The organism is Nonomuraea gerenzanensis (assembly GCF_020215645.1).
Taxonomy (GTDB): Bacteria; Actinomycetota; Actinomycetes; order Streptosporangiales; family Streptosporangiaceae; genus Nonomuraea; species Nonomuraea gerenzanensis.
This window is the reverse complement of sequence record NZ_CP084058.1, coordinates 3397214-3416354: the sequence shown is the minus strand read 5'-3', so window position 1 is coordinate 3416354 and position 19141 is coordinate 3397214. Positions and strand designations below refer to the sequence as shown.

Below are 19141 nucleotides of genomic sequence, written 5' to 3'. Positions count from 1 at the left end.
AACATCCCGGCCAAGCCGTACGCAAGTGAGTTCCAAGTCAGGACAGGCGTACGCTCTGCCTGATCCTCGTCTGGGTGGCGTCGTCGCAGCTGGCCTTCCCGCAGAAGTACATGATCAGCATGGTCTTGGGCTCGCGGTCGATCACGTAGCTGACGAAGGCCAGCCTGGCGCCGCTGGCCGGGTCGTGCAGGGAGCCGTCGAAGCGGGTGGCGGGGCTGCTGCCCGCCTGGTCCTGCACGGGTTTGTCCAAGTCGACCTGGCCGGGGAGCAGGGCCTCCATCTTGGGTTTCATCAGCTCGGCGGTGCCGCTGGCGTCGAGGGTGTCGGAGACCTGGACGTACACGCCGGCGACGCCCTCCGGGTCGCTGTTGACGATCTCCTTGATCTTCGACCAGTCGGCGCCGGGGCCGGCCACGAACAGGTCCTCGAACTCCGAGGCGTGCGAGGACGCCACGGCGAACAGGTCCTGGTGGGTGCGGACCGTCCAGTCGCCCGGATAGTCGAACGTGAGCGGCGCGGCGGCGCTGGTCTTGTAGTTGGCCCAGCTGTCGCCGCGGTTGTTCATGATCACGAAGGCGACCAGCGCGAGCGCGGCCACGGCGGCCACCAGCGTGGCGGCCACGATCGGGATCCGCCCCGGCCGCCTGCCCGCCGCCTGCCGCGTCTGCCCGGCCGTCCCCGGTGCCTGTGTGTACGACCCCGCGAACGACGACACCGGCCCAGGCCCGGAATGCGGCCCGGAATGCGGCCCGGAGTGTGGCCCGGAACCCGGTCCCGCGCCCGGCAGGGAATGCGGCCCCGAACCCGGTCCCGCCCCCGGCACGGAATGCGGCCCCGAGCCAGGTCCCGTGCCAGGTCCCGAGCCAGGTCCCGCGCCAGGTCCCGAGTCCGGCCCGCGCGGCGGCGCGGCGTGCTGCGGCCCCGACGGGGGCGCGGCGTGCGCGCCGGAACGCTGCACGGGATAGGGCCCGGAGTGCGGGCTCTGCCCGGGAGGCGGCACGAGGTGCGAGCCGGCCCCGAAGCCCGGATGGTGGCCGAAGGCGCCGAAGGGGTCGCCCAGGGGATCGGGCTGGTGCCCGCTGATCGCGTCGCGCAGCGCGGTCACGAACTCGGTGCAGGTGGCGTACCGCTGCTCGGGCGACTTGGCCAGCGCGCGCATGATCACGCCGTCCGCCTGCGCCGGCAGCTCGGGCCGCAGCTGCGACAGCGGCGCCGGCTGCTCGGCCAGGTGGGCCCAGAGCAGCGCGATGTCGTTCTCGCGCTGGAACGGCAGCCGCCCCGACAGCGCCTCGTAGACCACGCAGGCCAGCGCGTACTGGTCGCAGCGCCCGTCGATGTGCTCCTTGTTGATCTGCTCGGGCGACATGTACCGGGGCGTGCCGATGAACTGGTCGGTCTGCGTCAGCCCGGAGATCGACGAGCGATGCTTGGTGATGCCGAAGTCGGTCAGGTAGACGTGGTCACCGGCCAGCAGGATGTTGGCCGGCTTGACGTCGCGGTGGATCAGGTCGTGCGCGTGCGCGGCGTCGAGCGCCGCCGCCACCTGCGCGAAGATCTGGTTGGCCTGGCCGAGCGGCAGCGGCCCGCGGTCGTAGATGAGGCGGCGCAGGTCGAGACCGTCCACGTACCGCATGGCGATGTACAGGACGCCGTCGACGTCGGCGTTCGCCTCGTAGATCGGGATGATGTTGGGGTGCTCGATGCTGGCGACCGTCCTGGACTCCAGGATGAACCGCTGCCTGAACCTGTCGTCGACACTGAGCACCGGGTTGAGGATCTTCAGCGCCACCCGGCGGCTCAACCTCGGGTCGAGTGCCAGGTAGACGACGGCCATGCCGCCCTTGCCGACGATGTCCTCGATGTAGTACCCGGCCACCTCCTGGCCGATGAGCGATCTTTCGTTCAATGGCATCACGTCTCGATGGGGTGGCCGCAGTAGCCGCAGAAGCGGTGCGCCGGTCCGAGCCTCATGCCGCACGAGGTGCAGTACTTGATCGCCGGGTCCGGCGCGGTCATCACCTGCTGCTGCTGCGGGACCACTTGGAACGACTGGGACCGCCGCACGACCACGGTCTGGTTGGCACCGTCGTCGAGCGTCGGACCGGCCGCCAGCGGCTGTGGCAGTTCTGTCTGTCTTTCAGGAGTGCGGCGGCGCCACAGCAGATACGCGCCACCCCCCGCGGCTGTGAAAAGAATCGCGGCAGCCGCGAGGTAGGGCCACAGCGGCGTGGACTGCTCGGTCTGGCTCGACGCCTTCTTCGTGCCCTGGTCCTCCGGCCCGCCCCGCTTGGCCAGCGAGGTCTTCAGCAGCCCGGCGGCCACCACGTTGCCCGGGTAGAGCTCCAGCACGCGCTGGAAGCCCGGCGCGGCCTCGGTGTAGTACTTCGTGTGATACCGGGTCAGCGCCGCCTCGAAGGCGGTGTCGATGGCGCCCCTGCGCGGCACGACCTTGGCCGCCGCCAGCATGGCGCTGACCTCCTTGACCCCGATCATCCTGCCGTCCTTGCCGCCGCCGACCAGCAGGCCGATGACGTGGCCGTCCTTGTCGCCGATGACCGGCGCGCCGACCAGGCCCTTGTCTGCCAGGCCGCCCAGCTTGACCGGCTCGTCGATCTTCTTCTCCGGGTCGGCGAACGGCCTGCCCGCGCCGCCTTCGACCCCGCCCTTGCCCAGGTGGGCGATCTCGACCGAGTGGGCGACGTTCGGGCCTGGCCTGCCGAGGAAGCCGGCGACGTTCGTGGGCGCGCCCTCCTGGTCGGGCACCTTGTCGGCGAGCGGCGCGGTCGGCATGCCGACGCCGCCGGCCGCGGGGGTCACCGGCACGAGCACGGCCGGGTCGTCGGGGTTGGGGCCGGCCTTGATGCACTTGACCTTGTAGCCGTCGGGGCTGGCCGGGGAGACGTTGGGGAAGGCGGTGATCTCGGTGGTGACGCTGACGATGCAGGTCGCGGTGTCGCTGTCGGGGGCGTAGCACTGCTGCAGGTGACGGTCGAGCACGTCGTCGGAGAGCCGGTGCTTGTCGTAGTCGGCCGGGATCTTCACCTTGTGGTGCTCGGCGAAGATCTTGTTGGCCGCGTGGATGGCGACGTCGTTCGGGTTCACCGCCAGGCGCCTGAGCGCCACGATGGTGCCGTCGGGGTTGACGACCGTGCCCGTGCCCTGGGCGAACGGCAGGGTGTAGGAACGGTCCACGTGTTTCAGCTCGCCGACGTGGTCGAGCAGGGTGATCTTCACCTGGGACACGGCTTCCAGCCGCACCACGGCCGGGCTCACCAGGTCGGTGATCCCGCTCGGGTGCTCGTGGGCCACGACCGGCGTCGCGATGAGCACCAGTGCCACCGCGGCGCCACCGGCAAGAGCTGTGAGGCGCGCCATCTCCGCTCCAAACACTGGAATAGGACCAGGTTCCCAATCACATGGCGTAAGTCAATAGACCACCACATAGACAAGCGCTTGCTCGGGGACATAACGTACCTGGATGGGTTACGCGATCGGCGTCGATGTCGGCGGCACCTTCACCGACGTGGTCCTGACAGGCACGTCCGGCGCGATATCCGTGGCCAAATGTTTGAGCACCCACTACGACCCCATCGCGGGCATCGTCTCCGGCGTTACGCGCGTCCTCGGCGGCCGGGACCCGGCGCAGGTCACGCGGGTGGTGCACGCGACCACTCTGGCCACCAACGCGGTGCTCGAACGCAAGGGGGTGCGTGTCGCCTTTGTCACGACACAGGGCTTCCGGGCGGCCATTCCACTCGGCCGGTACGCCCGCGTCGAGGAGGACCGCTACGACCTGCGTTTCACCCCGCCCCCTCCCCCGGTCGCGCCCGGCGACTGCTTCGAGGTGGCCGAGCGCGTCTCGGCCCGCGGCGCCGTCCTGACCCCCCTCGACCCCGGCTCGGTGCACCGGGTCGCCGCCGCGATCACGGCGCGCGGGATCGAGTCGGCGGCGGTCTGCCTGCTGCACTCCTACGCCAACCCCGACCACGAGCGCCGGGTCGCGGAGATCCTCCGGGCCTCGATCCCCGCCGTCGTCACCTCGTCCGAGGTCTGGCCCGAGATCCGCGAGTACGAGCGGGCCACCACCACCATCATGTCCGCCTACATCGGCCCGCTGATGGCCTCCTACCTCTCGCGCCTGCGTGAGCGGCTCGCCGAGCTGGGGATCCGCGCGCCCGTCCACGTGATGGAGTCCAGCGGTGGCGTCATCTCCGCCGAGCTCGCCGCCAGACGGGCCGTGGCCACCATCGAGTCGGGCCCGGCCGCGGGGGTGCTGGCGGCGGCCGGGGCCGGGTTCGCGGACGCGATCTCGTTCGACATGGGCGGGACCACGGCCAAGACGTGCGTGGTGCGCGGCGGGCGGCCGGAGATCACCCACGAGTTCCACGTGGGCGGTAAGGGCAGCTTCGGCGGGCGGCGGGCGGGCACCGGCGTGCCCATCAAGACCCCGGCCATCGACCTGGCGGAGGTGGGGGCGGGCGGCGGCAGCGTGGCGTGGCTGGACCCGGCGGGCGCGCTGCGCGTCGGCCCGCGCTCGGCCGGCTCCTCCCCCGGCCCCGCCTGCTACGGCCTCGGCGGCTCCGAGCCCACCGTCACCGACGCGAACCTCGTGCTCGGCTACCTGTCCTCCGCCTCCATCCCGCTGTCGCCCCCGCTGGCGGACAAGGCGCTGGACCGGCTGGCCTCGCCGCTGGGGGTGGCGCGCGAGCGGGCCGCGTACGCCGTGCACCAGATCGTCAGCGCCGCGATGGCCTCGGCGGTGCACGTGGTCACGGTGCAACGCGGCATCGACCCCCGCGGCTTCGCCCTAGTGGCCTTCGGCGGCGCGGGGCCCATGCACGCGGCGCGCATCGCCGAACGCTTCGGCATCGCGACGGTCGTGGTGCCCGCCCGCTGCGGGGTGGCCTCGGCGGCCGGCCTCCTCTCCGGCGCCCTGTCCACCTCCCGCGTGCTGACCCGCCTCGACGCCCCCGACCCCGAGTCTCTCTTCACCTCGCTCGCCGAGGACGCCGCCGCCGACCTCGGCCTCTCGCTCTGCGCCGCCGGGGTGCGGGTGCTGCGCTCGGTGGACGTGCGCTTCAAGGGCCAGTCGCACGACCTGACCGTGGACTGGTCCGACGACCGCGCCGAGCTGGAGGAGCGCTTCTTCCTCAGGTACGCGGAGGTGTACGGCATCACGCAGCGGGGCGAGGTGGAGCTGGTCAGCTACCGCGTCCGCGTCACCACCCCACCGGACGCCGTCACCGCCCACCCCGGCCCCGCGCGGGCGGCGGGCACCGGCACCCCCGCCACGCGGCGGGCCTACTTCCCCGAGTGCGGCGGCTACACGGACGTCCCGGTCCACACCCGGGACACCCTGGCCCGGGAGGCCGCCGGGCTGCCCGGCCCCGCCGTCGTCGAGGACCCGGAGTCCACGATCGTCGTCCCGCCCGGCTGGACCGCCGCCCTCACCCCCGCCCAGGCCATCCACCTCACCAGGAGCGGCACCCCATGACCACGGACCCCCTGACCGCCGAGGTGCTCAGGAACGCCCTGGTCGTGGCCGCGGAAGAGGCCAGCATCGTGGTGGTCCGCTCGGCCTACTCGACCTTCATCGTCGAGGGCTCGGACGCCTCCGCGGCCGTCCTCGACGCCCGCGGCCGCCTGATCGCCCAGTCCATGGCCACCACGCTGATGAACAGCATGGCGCTCAAGCTCGCCCTCCCCGAGCTGCTCAAGGACATCGCGCCGGACACGATGCGCCCCGGCGACGTGTACGCGCTCAACGACGCCTACCGGGGCGGCGTGCACACCAACGACCTGCTCGTCTACCGCCCCGTCTTCGTCCGGGACGCACCCGCGTACTTCACCGCCACCATGATCCACGTCTCCGACCTCGGCGGCCTCTCGGCCGGCGGGATGGCCCCGCTGGCCACGGACATCTTCCTGGAGGGCCTCCGGCTCCCCCCGGTCCGCCTGGCCACCGCCGGCGGCCTGGAGCCGGCGGTCGAGGCGATACTCAAGGCCAACAGCCGCACCCCGGACAAGGTCATGGGCGACGTGCGCGCCCTGGTGGCCGGCACGGCGGTCGCCGCCGCCCGGCTGGAGTCCCTGATCGCCGAGTACGGCGCGGACGGCCTCGCCTCGGGCATCGACGACTACCTGGACCACACCGAGGACCGGACCAGGGCGGCGCTGGCGGAGCTGCCGGAGGGCCGGTTCGAGGCGGCGTACCCGATCGACGACGACGGGATCGACCAGGAGCGGCGGCACCACGTCCGGGTGGCCGTCACGCTCGGCCGGCGTACGGCGGCGCTGGACTTCGCCGGCACGGACCCGCAGGTGCCGGCGGCGATCAACGCGTCGGCGTCGCAGTCGCTGGCCGCCGCCGTGTTCGCGATCCGCTGCTTCCTCGACCCCACGATCCCCATGAACGACGGCTGCCTGCGCGCCATCGACGTGCACCTGCCCGAGGGTTCGCTGCTCAACGCCCGCTCCCCGCACCCCTGCGGCGGCCGGTACGTCCCGATCTACGCCGCCATGGAGGCCGTCTTCCAGGCGCTGTCGGACGCGCTGCCCGAGCGTGCCATCGCGGCCAGCGGGATCCTGCAGCCGTTCTCGATCGCGGCGGTGGGGGCGCCGTACTGGATCCACCTGTCGTACGACTTCGGCGGCGTCGGCGCGCGCCGCGGCCTGGACGGGCCGGACGCGACAGGCGTGCACTTCGGCGTCGGCCGCAACTCGGTGCCGCAGGTGGAGCCGGTGGAGAGCCGCTGCCCGCTGATCGTGGAGTCGATCGAGACGATCCCCGACTCGGGCGGTCCCGGCCGGTATCGGGGCGGGCTGGGGTCGCGGACGGTGTACCGGTTCCTGGCGGACTGCCACGTCACGACGCGCGGCGACCGGCTGCGGCTGGCGCCTCCCGGGCGGGAGGGCGGGCAGCCGGGGCGGCTGGGTGGGTTCTACCGGCGGCGGGTGGATGGGACGGTGGAGCGGCTGGCGTCGAAGGTGAACAATGTGCTGTTCGCGGCCGGGGAGGCGTTCATCGTGGAGACGACGGGCGGGGGCGGGCTGGGGCCCGCGTCGGAGCGGGATCAGGGGGCGGTGGGGGCCGACCTCGACGCCGGGCGCGTGTCGGCGCGAGGTGCGGCGCAGGACTACGGTGCCGGCTAGCCGGCGTCGATCAGGTCGGCGGGGTCGAAGCTGACGGTGCAGGGGGACGACGTGGTCAGCACGGTGCCGGGCTTGTGCACGACGGGTTCCTTGTCGGTGTCGCCGTCCAGTTCGTACACGTAGACGACGGGGCAGGGCTAGCTCGTAGCGGTGCCCACGATCCCCTCACTTCGAGTGACGAGGCCGCCACCCTTCGGCCCCCCGCCGCACCGCCGCGTGCACAGCCCGGGCCACCCGAGCCCCCCACTCCGACCGAGGCCCCCCGAACACCTCCTCCTCCCCCGCCACGGGCACCGCCACACACACCGCGTCAGAAGCCGTCCCCGTCCCCGCGAACCCCGTCTCGACCAGCGCCTGCGTCTTCGCCTCCGTAACGGTCATCACCGCGTTCACCAGCGCCGCATCCGTCATGGCCACAGGCACCACCACCACGATGTTGATCGTCCCCACCCGCATGGGAGCCAACTCGGGATCCACCTGCCCCTCCGGCGCGGCGGCCCAGGTCGGCACCCGCAACCCGACGGTCGCGTACGCCTGCACACCCCCGTCGGCGGCCCGCACGTACCGGTCAACCGAGGCCGCCGTCATCATCCCGACCCCCGCCCCCTCCCTGGGCCCCAAGGACGTCAGGTGGTCCACCGGGTCCATCCGCGAGTACCCGGCCACGACCTGCGCGTTCAGCACCCACTCCCGGGGCCCGATCCCGCCCCCGAGCATGGCCGAGGAGATCATCCGCCAGCCCGGCCCGAACTCCCAGAGCAGGGACCCGAGCCGGGCCCCCTCCTCCACGCGATAGCTGAGCTTCACGACCCTCCCCGCACCAGGTGCACGACGGGCCGCCCGTCGGGCCCCGGCTCGATCTTCACATGCGCGTCGAAGTGCCGTCCCACGAGTTCCTCCGTCAGCACCTGGGCGGGCTCGCCGGAGGCGACGGCCCGGCCGCCGGTCAGGAGCAGGAGGGAGTCGGCGTAGAGGCCGGCCACGGTCAGGTCGTGCAGGGTGGTGACGACGGTCAGGCCGTCGGTGCGGCGCAGCCGGTCCACCAGCTCCAGCACCTGCTGCTGGTGGCCGAGGTCGAGGGCGGTGGTGGGCTCGTCCAGCAGCAGCGCGGGGGCCTGCTGGGCGAGCGCCCTGGCGAGCACGACGCGCTGCCGCTCGCCGCCGGACAGCTCGCCGACGCGGCGGCCGGCCAGCGCCGTCAGGTCCAGCCGCTCGATCACGGATCCGGTGACCTCGCGGTCGTGCCGGCTCTCGCGTCCCAGGTAGGGGATGTACGGCGTGCGCCCCAGCAACGCGTAGTCGAAGACCGTCATGTCGGGCGGCAGGGCGGGCGTCTGCGGCGCGTACGCCAGCAGCCTGGCCCGCTCGCGCGGCTTGAGCCCGCCGGACGGCCGGGAGTCGAGCAGCACGCCGCCCCGGTGCGCGACCAGCCCCATGAGGGCCTTGAGCAGGGTGGACTTGCCGGCCCCGTTGGGCCCGATGACGCCCACCCACTCGCCGCGCCGCACCTCGAAGTCCACGCCGTCGAGGACGTCGCGCTCGCCGAGCCGCACGGTCAGGCCGTGTGCGCTGATCATGTGGCGGCCCGCCTGGTCATGCGCAGCACCACCACGAAGAACGGCGCGCCCACGAACATCGTCACGACGCCGATCGGCAGCTCGGCGGGCGCGATCACGGTGCGGGCCACGAGGTCGGCCAGCACGAGGAACGCCGCCCCGCCGATGAGCGAGAGCGGCAGCACGATCCGGTACGAGCCGCCCGCGATCCGCCGCACGACATGCGGCACCACGATGCCCACGAACCCGATCAGCCCGCTCACCGCCACGGCCGCCGCGGTGGCCAGGGACGCGGCCAGCAGCACCATGAGCCGCACCCGGCCGGCCCGCAGCCCCAGGCTGGTGGCCTCCTCGTCGCCGACGGACAGCACGTCCAGCATGCGCCCGTGCAGCAGGAGCAGCACGGCTGAGACGGCGGCGTACGGCAGGACGAGCCAGAGCTGGTCCCACCCGCCGCCGACGTCGCCGAGGATCCACGAGTAGATGCGCTGCAGCTCCTCCACCTTGAACTGCTGGACGAACGTCTGGATCGCGGTGAGGAACGAGGTCACCGCCACCCCGGCCAGCACCAGCGTGGCCGTGCCGCCGGCCCGCCCGGCGGTGTTGCCCAGCGTGTACGCCAGCAGCACGCCGCCCACGGCCCCGAGGAAGGCCGCCACCGGGATGCTCCCGGTCGTGGCCGGCAGCAGCACGATGGCCGCGGTGGCCGCCAGCCCGGCGCCGGCGGCTGCGCCCAGCAGGTACGGGTCGGCGAGCGGGTTGCGGAAGACACCCTGGTACCCGGCGCCGGCCATCGCCAGCAGCCCGCCGACCACGGCGGCGACCAGCACCCGCGGCAGCCGCAGCTCGAACAGCAGCCCCTGCTCGACGGGCGCCAGCCCCGAGTCCACCTGGAAGAACGGCAGCCAGTCCACCACCTGGAGGACGACCTGCCACGGCGAGATGTCGGCGGCCCCGTCGAGCAGGGCGGCGATCATGGAGACGGCCAGCACGCCCAGCGCGCACACCACCCACAGGGGTCTGGCCCTGGACGGGCCGGCCTGCGTCACCACGTCAGCTCGTGCCCGCCTTGGACACCGCCGCGCCGATGGCCTCGGCCAACTCGACCACCCGCGGCCCCCACCGGGAGGCGATGTCGTCGTCGAGCTGGATCACCTGGTCGTTCTCGATCGCGGACAGGTTCTTCCACCCCGGCCGCTTGGCCAGGGTGTCCTTGCTCTGCTGACAGCACTTGACGTCGGCCAGGAAGATCAGGTCGGGGTCGGCCTGGGCGACGAACTCGGCGGAGAGCTTGGGGTAGCCGCCGGCCGCGTCGGGCGCCTTGTCGGCGATGTTGGTCAGGCCGAACAGTCCGTAGATCTGGCCGATGAAGGTCTTGGACGTGGCGGCGTACGGCGTGGTGTCGAGCTCGTGGTAGTAGGTGAGCTGCTTGTCCTTGGGCGCCTGCGCGGCCAGCCCGTCGATGGCCGTCTTCATCCCGGCGACGACCTCGTCCGCCTTGGCCTTGTTGCCGGTGGCGGCGCCGAGTTCGGCGATCTCCTCGTACGCCTCGTCCAGCTTGGTGGCGGCCGGCTGGAGCAGGACGGGCACGTTCACCTTGCCCAGCTCGGCGACGACCTGGTCCTGGTCGTCGGAGACGATGACGAGGTCGGGCTTCTGGGCGACGATGGCCTCGACGTTCGGCTTGAAGCCGGACAGGTCGGTCTTGGGGGCCTCGGGCGGGTGGTTCGACTGGTCGTCCACCGCCACGACCTGAGGGCCGGCGCCGATGGCGAACAGCGTCTCGGTGTGGGTGGCCGACAGCGAGACGATCCGCTGGGGCTTCTTGGCGATGGTGACCTTGCCGTTGCCCGCCTCGACGGTGACGGGGAAGTCGCCGGAGGGGGAGGCGGGGGCCGTGGTGGGGGCGGACGCTGTGGTGGTGCCGCCGTCCTGGCCGCATCCGGCCAGAAGGAGCGTTCCCAGCAGCGCGCCCGCGAGAGCCGTGCGTACGGGCCTCACGAGAAGTCCTTTCACACTGTTCGGAACCGAGAGACCCGCGTTGAGGGACGGATCACCCTTTTCCACGAGGGTTGATGACGTCAGCGCGGAGGCAGGCGACCTGGCTATGACAGTTGCGGGACAGCGCCGGACTCGCACCGGACTTCGCTGCGCTCTGCGCATCGGACAAACGTTATCAATGACCCAGATGGCGCCCGCGTCAAGGGGCGAGTTGGGCGCGGGCCTCGGCGATGATCCGCTGCAACCGGAGGCCGTGGGCGGCGTCGAGCGGGTGCCCGCCGCCCGCGCGCACGGTGCCGGCGAACTCCTCGGCGATCCTCTCCAGCGGGTCCTCGTCGGAGTCCGGCAGGACGGCGCTGCCCGCGCGGCCGTACACGGCGATCGTCTGCTGGGGCTGGTCGCCGCCGGCGGTCATGCACAGGGACACCTCGCTGACGGCGCCACCCTCGTGCTCGAGCAGCAGGCCGACCCAGCCGAGCGGGCGGCCGTGCGCGCGCACGCCGGTGACGCGGCCCAGGGCGGCGTCCAGGAGGTCGATCAGGTGCGGGCCGACGTCGAGGAGCGGGCCGTGCTCGTGCCGCCAGGGGGTGGCGAAGGGGTGGTCGCCGAGCAGGAGGCCGGAGATGTTCGCGGCGTGGCCGCCGAACGGGTCGATCTCGGCGCAACGGGCCAGGAACGCGCGGGTCTGGGGGGCGTACCTGAGCGTGAGCACCATCTGCGAGGCCACGCCCGCCTCGGCGACGGCGGCGGCCACCCGCTCGGCGCCCTCCAGGGTGTCGGCGAGCGGCTTCTCCAGCAGCAGCGCCTTGCCCGCACGGGCGGCCCGCACGGCGTACCGCGCCTGTACGGCGGGCGGCACGCAGAACGCCACGGCCTCGCAGTGCTCGAACAACTCCTCGGCCGTCGCGTACACGGGCGCCCCCAGCTCGGCGGCGGCCTCCGGCCTGCGGGCCCACACCCCGGCCAGCCGCGTGTGCGGCCCCTTGGCCAGCATCGGCACGTGCGCCATCCGCGCCCACGGCCCCGCCCCGATCAGCCCCACCGACACCGGCTCTCTGTGATTGTCCACCGGTGCAACCTATGGCCGTGAGCGCCACCGCTCAACCGCGTGCTGGGGCCGGTGGGCGAGCGTGCCGGAGTCGATGACCAGGGTCTGGCCCGTCAGGCAGCGGGACTCCTCGCAGCTCAGGAACGCCACCAGGTTGGCCACGTCCTCCACCGAGCAGGCCCACGGCAGCAGCCGCTCGGCCTGCTTCACGGCGAGCTGCTCGGGGGTCATCGCGCGCTGGGCGTTCGGGGTCAGGACGAGGGCGGGCGCGACCGCGTTGCAGCGGACGCCGCGCGAGCCGTACATCGTGGCCACGTACCGGGTGAAGCCGATCAGCGCCGACTTGGAGGCGCCGTAGGCGGCGTGCACCGTGTCGCCCACCAGGGCGGACACCGAGGAGGTGAGGACGACGGCGCCGCCGTCGGGCATGACGGGCATCGTGTGCTTGACCATGAGCATGGCGCCGCGCAGGTTGACCTCCATGGTCCGGTCCCAGACGGCGACGTCGAGCGTCTCCAGCTCGCGGTCCCGCCCGTACACGCCGGGCTCGAACACGGCCGCGTTGGAGTGCAGGACGTCCACCCTGCCGAAGGAGGCCACCAGCGTCGCGATCGCCTCCCGCACCTGCTTGTCGTCGGAGACGTCGCAGGTCAGCGCCGTCCCGGTGCCGCCGTGGGCGCGGATGGCGGCGGCGGTGGCCCGCGCGCCCGCCGCGCTGACGTCGAGGACCCCGACGCAGGCCCCCTCGGCGGCGAAGCGGGCCGCGCAGGCCGCGCCGATGCCGGACCCGGCGCCCGTCACGAGCGCCACCTTGCCGTCGAAGCGCCCGCTCACCATTCCACCAGCAGGGACGTCAGCCCGCGGCCCACGATCGATCTGCGGTAGGCGACGGCCTGGCCGGGCGCGAGCCGCAGCCCTGGCAGCCGCCTGCCGAGCACCTCCAGCGCCGTACGCAGCTGCAACCGCCCCAGCGCGGCCCCCACGCAGAAGTGGATGCCGTAGCCGAAGACCAGATGCTCGGCGGCGTTCGGCCGGTCGATCACGAACCGGTCCGGGTCGGGGAAGACGCTCCCGTCGTGCCCGGCCGAGTCGGTGGACAGCAGCACCAGGGCCCCGCGCGGGATCGTCACGCCGTGCAGGGCGATGTCCTCGGCCGCGTAGCGGAAGGAGCCGAGCGAGGCCCCGTCGATGCGCATGCACTCCTCGGAGGCGTTGGCGACCAGCTCGGGCGGCACCGGCCAGGCGCCCTCGCGCAGCAGCCGCAGCACGGTGTTGCCGAGCTGGTTCGGCACGGTGTCGTTGCCTCCGAGCAGAATCGTGGAGATCAGCTCGACCACCTCGCGGTGCGTCAGCTCCTCCCCGATCAGCGAGGTCATCAGGGAGGTGAAGTCGTCCTTCGGCTCCTTGGCCCGCGCGGCGACCAGGCGATCCACGTAGTCGAGGTAGGTCAGGAAGCCGTCGGCCAGCTCCAGCTGCCGCTCCGGCGGCTGCGGCGAGAGGAAGAGCTGGAACCAGTCCTTGACGCGGGCCTGCACGAACGCCTCGTCCGCCTCCGGCAGGCCGATGAAGCGGGCGGTCAGCTTGATCGACGGCTCGTGGCCGATCTCGCTGACGAAGTCGGCCCGGCCGCGCGGGGCCACGCGGTCGAGCAGGTCCTCGTTCAGCGCCCTGAAGCGCTGCTCCATGGCGGCCACCGCGCGCGGCGTGAACGCCCGCGACACCGACCGGCGCAGGCGCGTGTGGTCGGGCGGGTCCACGTTCGCCACGAAGCTGGACAGGAACGAGCCGTGCTCGCCGAGCTTCTGCCTGGTCTGCCTGGTGAGGCTGCGGGAGATCGTCAGGGAGCCCTGGGAGGAGAAGCGCCGGGGGTCGCCGTACGCGGCCCGCACGTCGGCGTAGCGGGTCAGCACGTACGCGCCCAGGTGCTCGCTCTTGAACACCGGGGCGTGCTCGCGCAGCCCGGCCAGGAACGGGTACGGGGCGGCCACGTGCCAGTCGGCCCCGACGTCGAAATCCTCGATCATGGCGGGCTCGGTCATGGCGGGCTCGGTCATGGCTTGAAGATCCTCCGGGGGTTCACGACGAGCATCTGGTGGATCTGGTCGTCCGTGACGCCCCGCGCGCGCAGCGCGGGCAGCACGTCGCGGGAGATGTGCAGCAGGTGGTAGCGCGGATGCCGCTCCCGGACGACCTCGGCGTCGAAGCGGTCGTTGAAGCAGTAGGAGTCGTGGCTCAGCACCATCCGATCGGCGTGCCCGCGCTCGCACAGCTCCGCCACGATCGCCACCCGGTCCTCGAACGGGCTGATCGTCTCGATGCCGAACCGGTCCATGCCCAGGTACGACCCGTTGGCGACCAGCTCCTCCAGGTACGCCACGTCCGTCGAGTCGCCGGCGTGCCCGATGACCACGCGCCCCAGGTCCACGCCCAGCGACGCGAGCAGCTTCTGCTGGTCCAGCCCGCCCCTGGACGCGCTGTGGGAGTGGGTGGTGATCGGCGCGCCGGTCTCCAGGTGCGCCTCGGCGACGGCTCTGAACACCCGCTCGCACCCCTTGGTCAGGCCGAGGTGGTCGGAGGCGCACTTCAGCACGGCCGCCTTGACGCCGGTGCGCCCGATGCCCTCGGTGAGGTCCCTGACGAAGAACTCCGCCAGCCGGTCCGGCCCGCCGAACAACGATCCGGGGCCCCGGTTGGCGAAGTACGGCGGCAGCGCGTCGTAGGTGTAGAGGCCGGTGGCGGCCACGATGTTGACGGAGGTCAGCTCGGCCACCCGCTGCACGGCGGGCACGTACCTGCCCAGGCCCACCACGGTGAGGTCCACGATCGTGTCGATGCCCGCCGCCTTGAGCGCGTCGAGCTTGCCCGCCGCCTCGCGCGCCCGCGCCTCCAGGTCCCAGCCCTCCGGGATGTCCGGCCAGTTCCACAGGATCTCGGGGCTCAGCCCGAAGACGTGCTCGTGCATGAGCGTCGCCCCGAGGTCGGCGACGGGGCCCCTCACGGTTTCAGGCACGGGAACCTCTCGTGCTCGAACGGCCGGTTCACCTGGAGGCCGAGCCCGTCGGTCTGCTTGTACGGCAGGCCGGTGTAGAGGGCGTCGGCGTCGAAGTAGGTGACGGTGAAGGACAGCCGCGGCGTGTCGCGGCGGTTGGCGGGGGCGCCGTGCACGGTCAGCGCGTGGTGCACGGTCGCGTCCCCCGCCTTGAGGTCGAGCGGCGGCGACAGCTCCAGCTCCTTGAGCCAGGGGTGCTGGCTGAGCTGGTCGTCGCGGGGGCGGGTGAAGCTGCGGCCGAGCACGCCGTGGCGATGAGAGCCGTCGTAGAAACGCAGCGAGCCCATGTCGGCGGGCACGTCGGACAGGGCCAGCCAGACGGTGAGCATGGCCGAGCGGTCCATCGGCATCCACGGGAAGTCCTGGTGGAACTCGGTGGCCCCGTGCTCGCCCGGCTCCTTCACCAGCAGGTTGGTGACCTGCACCCGGACCGCCCGCACACCGCGCAGCAACCGTGCGGCGGTGCGGCCCATCGCGGGGCTCATCGTCAGCGCGGCGAACGCCTCATCACCGGCCGCGATGTCCCTGGCCTGGCCGAACGCCTGGTCGACGAGCGTCTGGTGCTGCTTGGAGCGCGCCCGCAGATACCCCGTGGCCCGCTCGCGCAGCTCGGCGGCGGTGCCGGGCGGGACCAGCCGGCCGAGCCGCACCCAGCCGTGCTCGGCGAAGAACGCCGCCTCGTCGTCGGTCACCTGACGCACCGGGATCTCCATGCCCTCAGTCTGGCACCTAAAGCAAGCGCTTGGTAAGACCTCGATGTCCGGCCGCCGCTCGACGCCTGTCGCGCCGCGCGGGCCCGTACGCCACAATGGTCCCAACCAAGCACTTGGTAGGAGGAGATGTGCGGCGGTTCAGGTTCGGGGCGGTGGTGCGGGAGGCGGAGTCGGGCAAGGCGTGGGCGGAGAAGGCCAGGCGGCTGGAGGGCGCCGGGTTCGAGGTGCTGCTCGTGCCCGATCACCTCGTCGGCCCCAGGTTCGCCCCCATCGCCGCGCTCACGGCCGCCGCCTGCGCCACCACGAGGCTGCGGGTGGGCACGCTGGTGTTCGCCAACGACTTCCGGCATCCGGCCGTGCTGGCCAAGGAGACGGCCACGCTGGACGTGCTGTCCGGCGGGCGGCTGGAGGTCGGGATCGGGACCGGGTGGATGGCCGGCGACTACGCGGGCGCCGGGCTGGCGCTGGAGCCGCCCGGGGTGCGGGTCGAGCGGCTGCGGGAGGCGCTGGCCGTGCTGAAGGGGCTCTGGGGGGAGGGGCCGTTCCACTTCGAGGGACGGCACTACCGGATCTCCGGGCTCGACCAGCGGCCCAAGCCCCTCCAGCGGCCCCGGCCGCCGATCGTGATCGGGGCGGGCGGGGCGCGGATGGTGCGGCTGGCGGCTCAGGAGGCCGACGTCGTGAACATCGGGATGCGGGTGCGGCCCGACGGCAGCGGGCCCGACCTACGCGACGGCGGGGTGCGGGCGCTGCTGGACAAGCTCGCCGCCGTACGCGAGGCGGCCGGGGAGCGGTACGCGGCGCTCGAACTGGGCACCAGCGTGATCCAGGCGGGCGAGCGGAAGGCGGAGGAGGCGTGGAGCGCGGCCGACAGCAGCGCGCTGGACGAGACGCCGCAGGTGCTGCTCGGCACGCGGCAGGACATCGTCGACAAGCTCCGGTACTGGCGTGACGAGCATGACCTGTCGTATTTCGTGCTGCACCACGAGCGGGATCTGGACGCCTTCGAGCCCGTCGTGGAAGACCTGGCCTCAGGTTGAGAACGGTCGTGCCCGATGATGGGAGCCATGAACGAGATGCTGCTGCTCCGGCACGGAGAGACCGAATGGAGCAAGGCGGGCAAGCACACCGGCCGTACCGACCTGCCTTTGACGGAGCACGGCGAGGAGCAGGCCAGGGCCCTGGCGCCGCTGGTGAAGGAGCCGATCGACCTGGTGCTGGTCTCCCCCGCCCAGCGCGCCCGCCGCACGGCGGAGCTGGCCGGGCTGACCCGCTCGGAGGTGGACGCCGACCTGTGGGAGTGGGACTACGGCGGCTACGAGGGCATCACCACGCCGGAGATCAGGAAGACCCGGCCGGGCTGGTACCTGTGGCGTGACGGGGTGATCCCGGGCGACGCCGAGCATCCCGGAGAGAGCGCGGCGCAGGTGGGCGCGCGCGCCGACCGGGTGATCGAGCGCGCCAGGCAGGCGGAGGGGCGGGTGGCGCTGGTGGCGCACGGCCACTTCCTGCGCGTGCTGGCCGCCCGCTGGCTGGGCCTGGCGCCCGAGGACGGCAGGCTGCTGAAGCTGGACACGGGCACCTACTCGCGACTCGGCTTCGAGCACGCCGAGCCGGTGCTCATGGCATGGAACGCCCCCGTCTGACGCCCCCCGGATGCCGGGGTTAGACCTTCGTGCGCAGGGCCGACTCGTGCAGGGCCCTGCTCACCAGCCAGCCCCGTAACGACCCCAGGCTGGGATCGTAGGACAGGGGCTGCTCCCAGAGCGCGGTGAACACGTTCTGGGTGACCTCCTCCGCGTACGTCTGGCTGCCGGTGACCTTGACGGCCACGCCGTACACGTACGGGCCGTGCTGGTCGTAGGCGTCGGCGAGCGCGGCGAGGTCGCCGGCCGTCAGTCGCGCGCACAGGTCCATGTCGCTCATCAGTCGCATCCCAGCGTGGCGGCGGCGCGGATCAGGTCGCGGGCGACCGCGGGATCGCCCTCGGCGGCGTACGGGAAGCAGTCGGGCGGCAACCGGTTGGCCAGCAGCCGGCAGAACTCCACGGCGTCGGCCGAGATCAGCACCCCCACGTGGTCGGAGGTCGGCGAGAGCGGGATGGTCCAGGTGCCGCCGCCGGAGCCGGTCAGCACCACGGTGGCGGAGACGTCGCGGCGCGGGCCCTTCATCGCGCGCGGTAGCATCGCCAGGCCGAACTCGGCGATCATGCGCACGTGCTCGGGCCGGGGCTCGGCCCTGGAGCGGTCGGTGGCGGCCCTGATGTCGTCGGCGTGCGTCCACGTCTCGAACGTGCGCTGGATCATGGCCTGGCGCAGCGGCGCGCGCACCGGCGTGGGGCTGGTGCCGGCCAGCGCCACCTCCACGCCCAGCAGCACCTCGTTGCCCGCCGACACGCGCTGCAGCAGCGAGCCGGCCTGCTCGCGCCAGCGCCGGTGGAGCGGCACGGCCATGGTCGCCACGCCCGCGCCCGCCACGCCCATGAACCTGGCCACGGTCGCGTCGTTGGCGACCAGGTGCTCGACCATGCCCCTGATCGTGCCGTGCCGCGCGACGGGGGCCTCCCAGTCGGGCGCGCTCAGCTCGGCCAGCAGGTCGTCCATGAGCGCGACCTGCTCGGCGTACGGGACCGCCACCGTCGCCACGGGCAGCACGGCCGGGCTGCGGCGCCTGCGCGCCATGGACAGCACGGCCTCGCGCAGCGAGGGCGGCGGCTCGACGGCCGTCTCCGGCTTGTCGAGCAGCGCGATCGCGGCGCTGCAGTCAGGGCACGAGGCGACATGGTCGTCTGGGCTCTGCCCGTTGTAGAGGTAGGAGTCCGTCATGGCCACCTCCGCAGCCGACGTTAACCCGGCGGGGTCCCTGGTGCCAGGCGGCAGCCGGGGAACGGTGCCAGAAGCGTCTCACGCCAGCGGCCTTCAAGGTAGTCGCGCGCGCGTTTTCCCCAGTCCAGCAGCCGAGAATCCGGCTCCACCTCGTCGTCGAGGCCGAGTGCGGCGTCGCGGGCGCGCTGGGTGGCCAGGTGGTCGTCGAGGGAGACGGCCCAGACGGTGACCGCCTCACTGTCGCAGAAGAGCACCTCGTACAGGCCGACGAGGGTGTGGCCGTGCTCGGCGAGCAGCGGGGCCCGCTCCGTGCGTACGGCGTGCAGGTAGTCGAGCGCGGCACCGGGACGCACGCGGGCGCTCTCGAAGAGGTAGAGCTCGGCGGCGGGCGCCTCGGCCAGCGGCGGGCAGCCGGGCACGGCCCCGAGCGGCCGCGAGTAGGCGGAGAAGCGCAGGTCGTCGATGTCGGACAGGAACAGGCGCTCGTCCACGCCCTGGTAGATCTCCATCATCTGCCGCCAGCCGCCGTCCCAGCCGCCGTGGCAGTCCCACAGCGTGACGGCCTTGAACTGGGGATGGCCGGTGATGCCGACCGCGTAGAAGGCGCCCACGAGGTCGATCTCGCGCGACCTGATGGACATGCCGGAGGTGAGTTCGGGGGCGGTGCGCTCCTCGTCCTCGCGCTTGTAGCGGGTCAGCCAGGTGAGGTACTCCAGCGGTCGCCTGGAGTTCATCGGCCGGAAGTCGACCTCCTCGATCAGATGGATCGCGCGCCGCACCACGCCTCCTCCGAGCCA

At 72.6% G+C, this 19141-nt stretch carries 19 protein-coding genes; 4 read left to right on the top strand and 15 right to left on the bottom strand.

The genetic code is table 11. The annotated features are described in order from the left end of the window. Positions 1-37: 37 nt before the first annotated feature. Positions 38-1912, bottom strand: coding sequence for a serine/threonine protein kinase (locus LCN96_RS16250; RefSeq protein WP_225273464.1), 1875 nt, complete (start codon positions 1910-1912; stop codon positions 38-40). Continuing rightward, positions 1912-3375 carry a zinc ribbon domain-containing protein gene (locus LCN96_RS16245; RefSeq protein ID WP_225273463.1) on the bottom strand — a complete coding sequence of 488 codons (1464 nt, stop codon included), beginning with the start codon at positions 3373-3375 and terminating at the stop codon, positions 1912-1914. The genes LCN96_RS16250 and LCN96_RS16245 overlap by 1 nt, the downstream gene beginning before the upstream one ends. Before the next feature lie 103 nt (positions 3376-3478). On the opposite strand from LCN96_RS16245, the gene LCN96_RS16240 reads away from it, so the two are divergent. Next, a complete protein-coding gene (locus tag LCN96_RS16240; protein ID WP_225273462.1) occupies positions 3479-5494 on the top strand; it encodes a hydantoinase/oxoprolinase family protein in 2016 nt (671 codons plus the stop codon). After that, positions 5491-7152 carry a hydantoinase B/oxoprolinase family protein gene (locus LCN96_RS16235; RefSeq protein WP_225273461.1) on the top strand — a complete coding sequence of 554 codons (1662 nt, stop codon included), beginning with the start codon at positions 5491-5493 and terminating at the stop codon, positions 7150-7152. The genes LCN96_RS16240 and LCN96_RS16235 overlap by 4 nt, the downstream gene beginning before the upstream one ends. Here the strand turns inward: LCN96_RS16235 and LCN96_RS56570 are convergent. From LCN96_RS56570 to LCN96_RS16190, 10 genes are all read right to left on the bottom strand, one after another. After that, complete coding sequence (locus LCN96_RS56570) at positions 7149-7271, bottom strand: hypothetical protein (RefSeq protein WP_263657488.1); 123 nt, start codon at positions 7269-7271, stop codon at positions 7149-7151. The genes LCN96_RS16235 and LCN96_RS56570 overlap by 4 nt on opposite strands. Positions 7272-7317: 46 nt before the next feature. Then, on the bottom strand, positions 7318-7959 hold the full coding sequence (locus tag LCN96_RS16230) for an adenosylcobinamide amidohydrolase (RefSeq protein ID WP_225273460.1): 642 nt from the start codon (positions 7957-7959) through the stop codon (positions 7318-7320). Continuing rightward, positions 7956-8729, bottom strand: coding sequence for an ABC transporter ATP-binding protein (locus tag LCN96_RS16225; RefSeq protein ID WP_225273459.1), 774 nt, complete (start codon positions 8727-8729; stop codon positions 7956-7958). Before LCN96_RS16225 ends, LCN96_RS16230 begins: the two co-directional genes overlap by 4 nt. After that, complete coding sequence (locus LCN96_RS16220; protein ID WP_225273458.1) at positions 8726-9760, bottom strand: FecCD family ABC transporter permease; 1035 nt, start codon at positions 9758-9760, stop codon at positions 8726-8728. Before LCN96_RS16220 ends, LCN96_RS16225 begins: the two co-directional genes overlap by 4 nt. A 1-nt stretch (position 9761) precedes the next feature. Continuing rightward, a complete protein-coding gene (locus LCN96_RS16215; protein ID WP_225273457.1) occupies positions 9762-10709 on the bottom strand; it encodes an ABC transporter substrate-binding protein in 948 nt (315 codons plus the stop codon). Between the two features lie 199 nt (positions 10710-10908). After that, positions 10909-11778, bottom strand: coding sequence for a Gfo/Idh/MocA family protein (locus LCN96_RS16210; RefSeq protein ID WP_225273456.1), 870 nt, complete (start codon positions 11776-11778; stop codon positions 10909-10911). Positions 11779-11787: 9 nt separating this feature from the next. Further along, positions 11788-12594 carry an SDR family NAD(P)-dependent oxidoreductase gene (locus LCN96_RS16205; protein WP_225273455.1) on the bottom strand — a complete coding sequence of 269 codons (807 nt, stop codon included), beginning with the start codon at positions 12592-12594 and terminating at the stop codon, positions 11788-11790. Next, on the bottom strand, positions 12588-13811 hold the full coding sequence (locus LCN96_RS16200) for a cytochrome P450 (protein ID WP_225273454.1): 1224 nt from the start codon (positions 13809-13811) through the stop codon (positions 12588-12590). Before LCN96_RS16200 ends, LCN96_RS16205 begins: the two co-directional genes overlap by 7 nt. After that, on the bottom strand, positions 13808-14767 hold the full coding sequence (locus LCN96_RS16195; protein WP_225273453.1) for a phosphotriesterase family protein: 960 nt from the start codon (positions 14765-14767) through the stop codon (positions 13808-13810). Before LCN96_RS16195 ends, LCN96_RS16200 begins: the two co-directional genes overlap by 4 nt. Further along, the gene (locus tag LCN96_RS16190; protein WP_225273452.1) at positions 14752-15519 is read right to left on the bottom strand and encodes a phytanoyl-CoA dioxygenase family protein; all 768 of its coding nucleotides are present in this window, start codon (positions 15517-15519) and stop codon (positions 14752-14754) included. Before LCN96_RS16190 ends, LCN96_RS16195 begins: the two co-directional genes overlap by 16 nt. Positions 15520-15647: 128 nt before the next feature. Here LCN96_RS16190 and LCN96_RS16185 point away from each other — a divergent pair, with 128 nt between their 5' ends. After that, on the top strand, positions 15648-16559 hold the full coding sequence (locus LCN96_RS16185) for a TIGR03621 family F420-dependent LLM class oxidoreductase (RefSeq protein WP_225273451.1): 912 nt from the start codon (positions 15648-15650) through the stop codon (positions 16557-16559). Between the two features lie 27 nt (positions 16560-16586). Next, a complete protein-coding gene (locus LCN96_RS16180) occupies positions 16587-17165 on the top strand; it encodes a histidine phosphatase family protein (RefSeq protein WP_225273450.1) in 579 nt (192 codons plus the stop codon). A gap of 19 nt (positions 17166-17184) precedes the next feature. On the opposite strand, the gene LCN96_RS16175 is transcribed toward LCN96_RS16180, so the two are convergent. The 3 genes from LCN96_RS16175 to LCN96_RS16165 are packed head-to-tail and all read right to left on the bottom strand — an operon-like array spanning position 17185 to position 19123. Beyond that, positions 17185-17445, bottom strand: a complete 261-nt coding sequence (locus LCN96_RS16175; protein ID WP_225273449.1) for a sigma factor — start codon at positions 17443-17445, stop codon at positions 17185-17187. Beyond that, complete coding sequence (locus LCN96_RS16170) at positions 17445-18344, bottom strand: maleylpyruvate isomerase family mycothiol-dependent enzyme (RefSeq protein WP_225273448.1); 900 nt, start codon at positions 18342-18344, stop codon at positions 17445-17447. The genes LCN96_RS16175 and LCN96_RS16170 overlap by 1 nt, the downstream gene beginning before the upstream one ends. Positions 18345-18364: 20 nt before the next feature. Next, positions 18365-19123 (bottom strand): hypothetical protein, encoded by a 759-nt coding sequence (locus tag LCN96_RS16165; RefSeq protein ID WP_225273447.1) that lies wholly within the window; start codon positions 19121-19123, stop codon positions 18365-18367. Positions 19124-19141 lie beyond the last annotated feature (18 nt).

Coding starts and splice junctions, on each gene's coding strand:
- LCN96_RS16250 (WP_225273464.1), bottom strand. CDS start 1,912: ATGCCATTGAACGAAAGATCGCTCATCGGCCAGGAGGTGGCCGGGTAC.
- LCN96_RS16245 (WP_225273463.1), bottom strand. CDS start 3,375: ATGGCGCGCCTCACAGCTCTTGCCGGTGGCGCCGCGGTGGCACTGGTG.
- LCN96_RS16240 (WP_225273462.1), top strand. CDS start 3,479: ATGGGTTACGCGATCGGCGTCGATGTCGGCGGCACCTTCACCGACGTG.
- LCN96_RS16235 (WP_225273461.1), top strand. CDS start 5,491: ATGACCACGGACCCCCTGACCGCCGAGGTGCTCAGGAACGCCCTGGTC.
- LCN96_RS16225 (WP_225273459.1), bottom strand. CDS start 8,729: ATGATCAGCGCACACGGCCTGACCGTGCGGCTCGGCGAGCGCGACGTC.
- LCN96_RS16205 (WP_225273455.1), bottom strand. CDS start 12,594: ATGGTGAGCGGGCGCTTCGACGGCAAGGTGGCGCTCGTGACGGGCGCC.
- LCN96_RS16200 (WP_225273454.1), bottom strand. CDS start 13,811: ATGACCGAGCCCGCCATGACCGAGCCCGCCATGATCGAGGATTTCGAC.
- LCN96_RS16190 (WP_225273452.1), bottom strand. CDS start 15,519: ATGGAGATCCCGGTGCGTCAGGTGACCGACGACGAGGCGGCGTTCTTC.
- LCN96_RS16180 (WP_225273450.1), top strand. CDS start 16,587: ATGAACGAGATGCTGCTGCTCCGGCACGGAGAGACCGAATGGAGCAAG.
- LCN96_RS16175 (WP_225273449.1), bottom strand. CDS start 17,445: ATGAGCGACATGGACCTGTGCGCGCGACTGACGGCCGGCGACCTCGCC.
- LCN96_RS16170 (WP_225273448.1), bottom strand. CDS start 18,344: ATGACGGACTCCTACCTCTACAACGGGCAGAGCCCAGACGACCATGTC.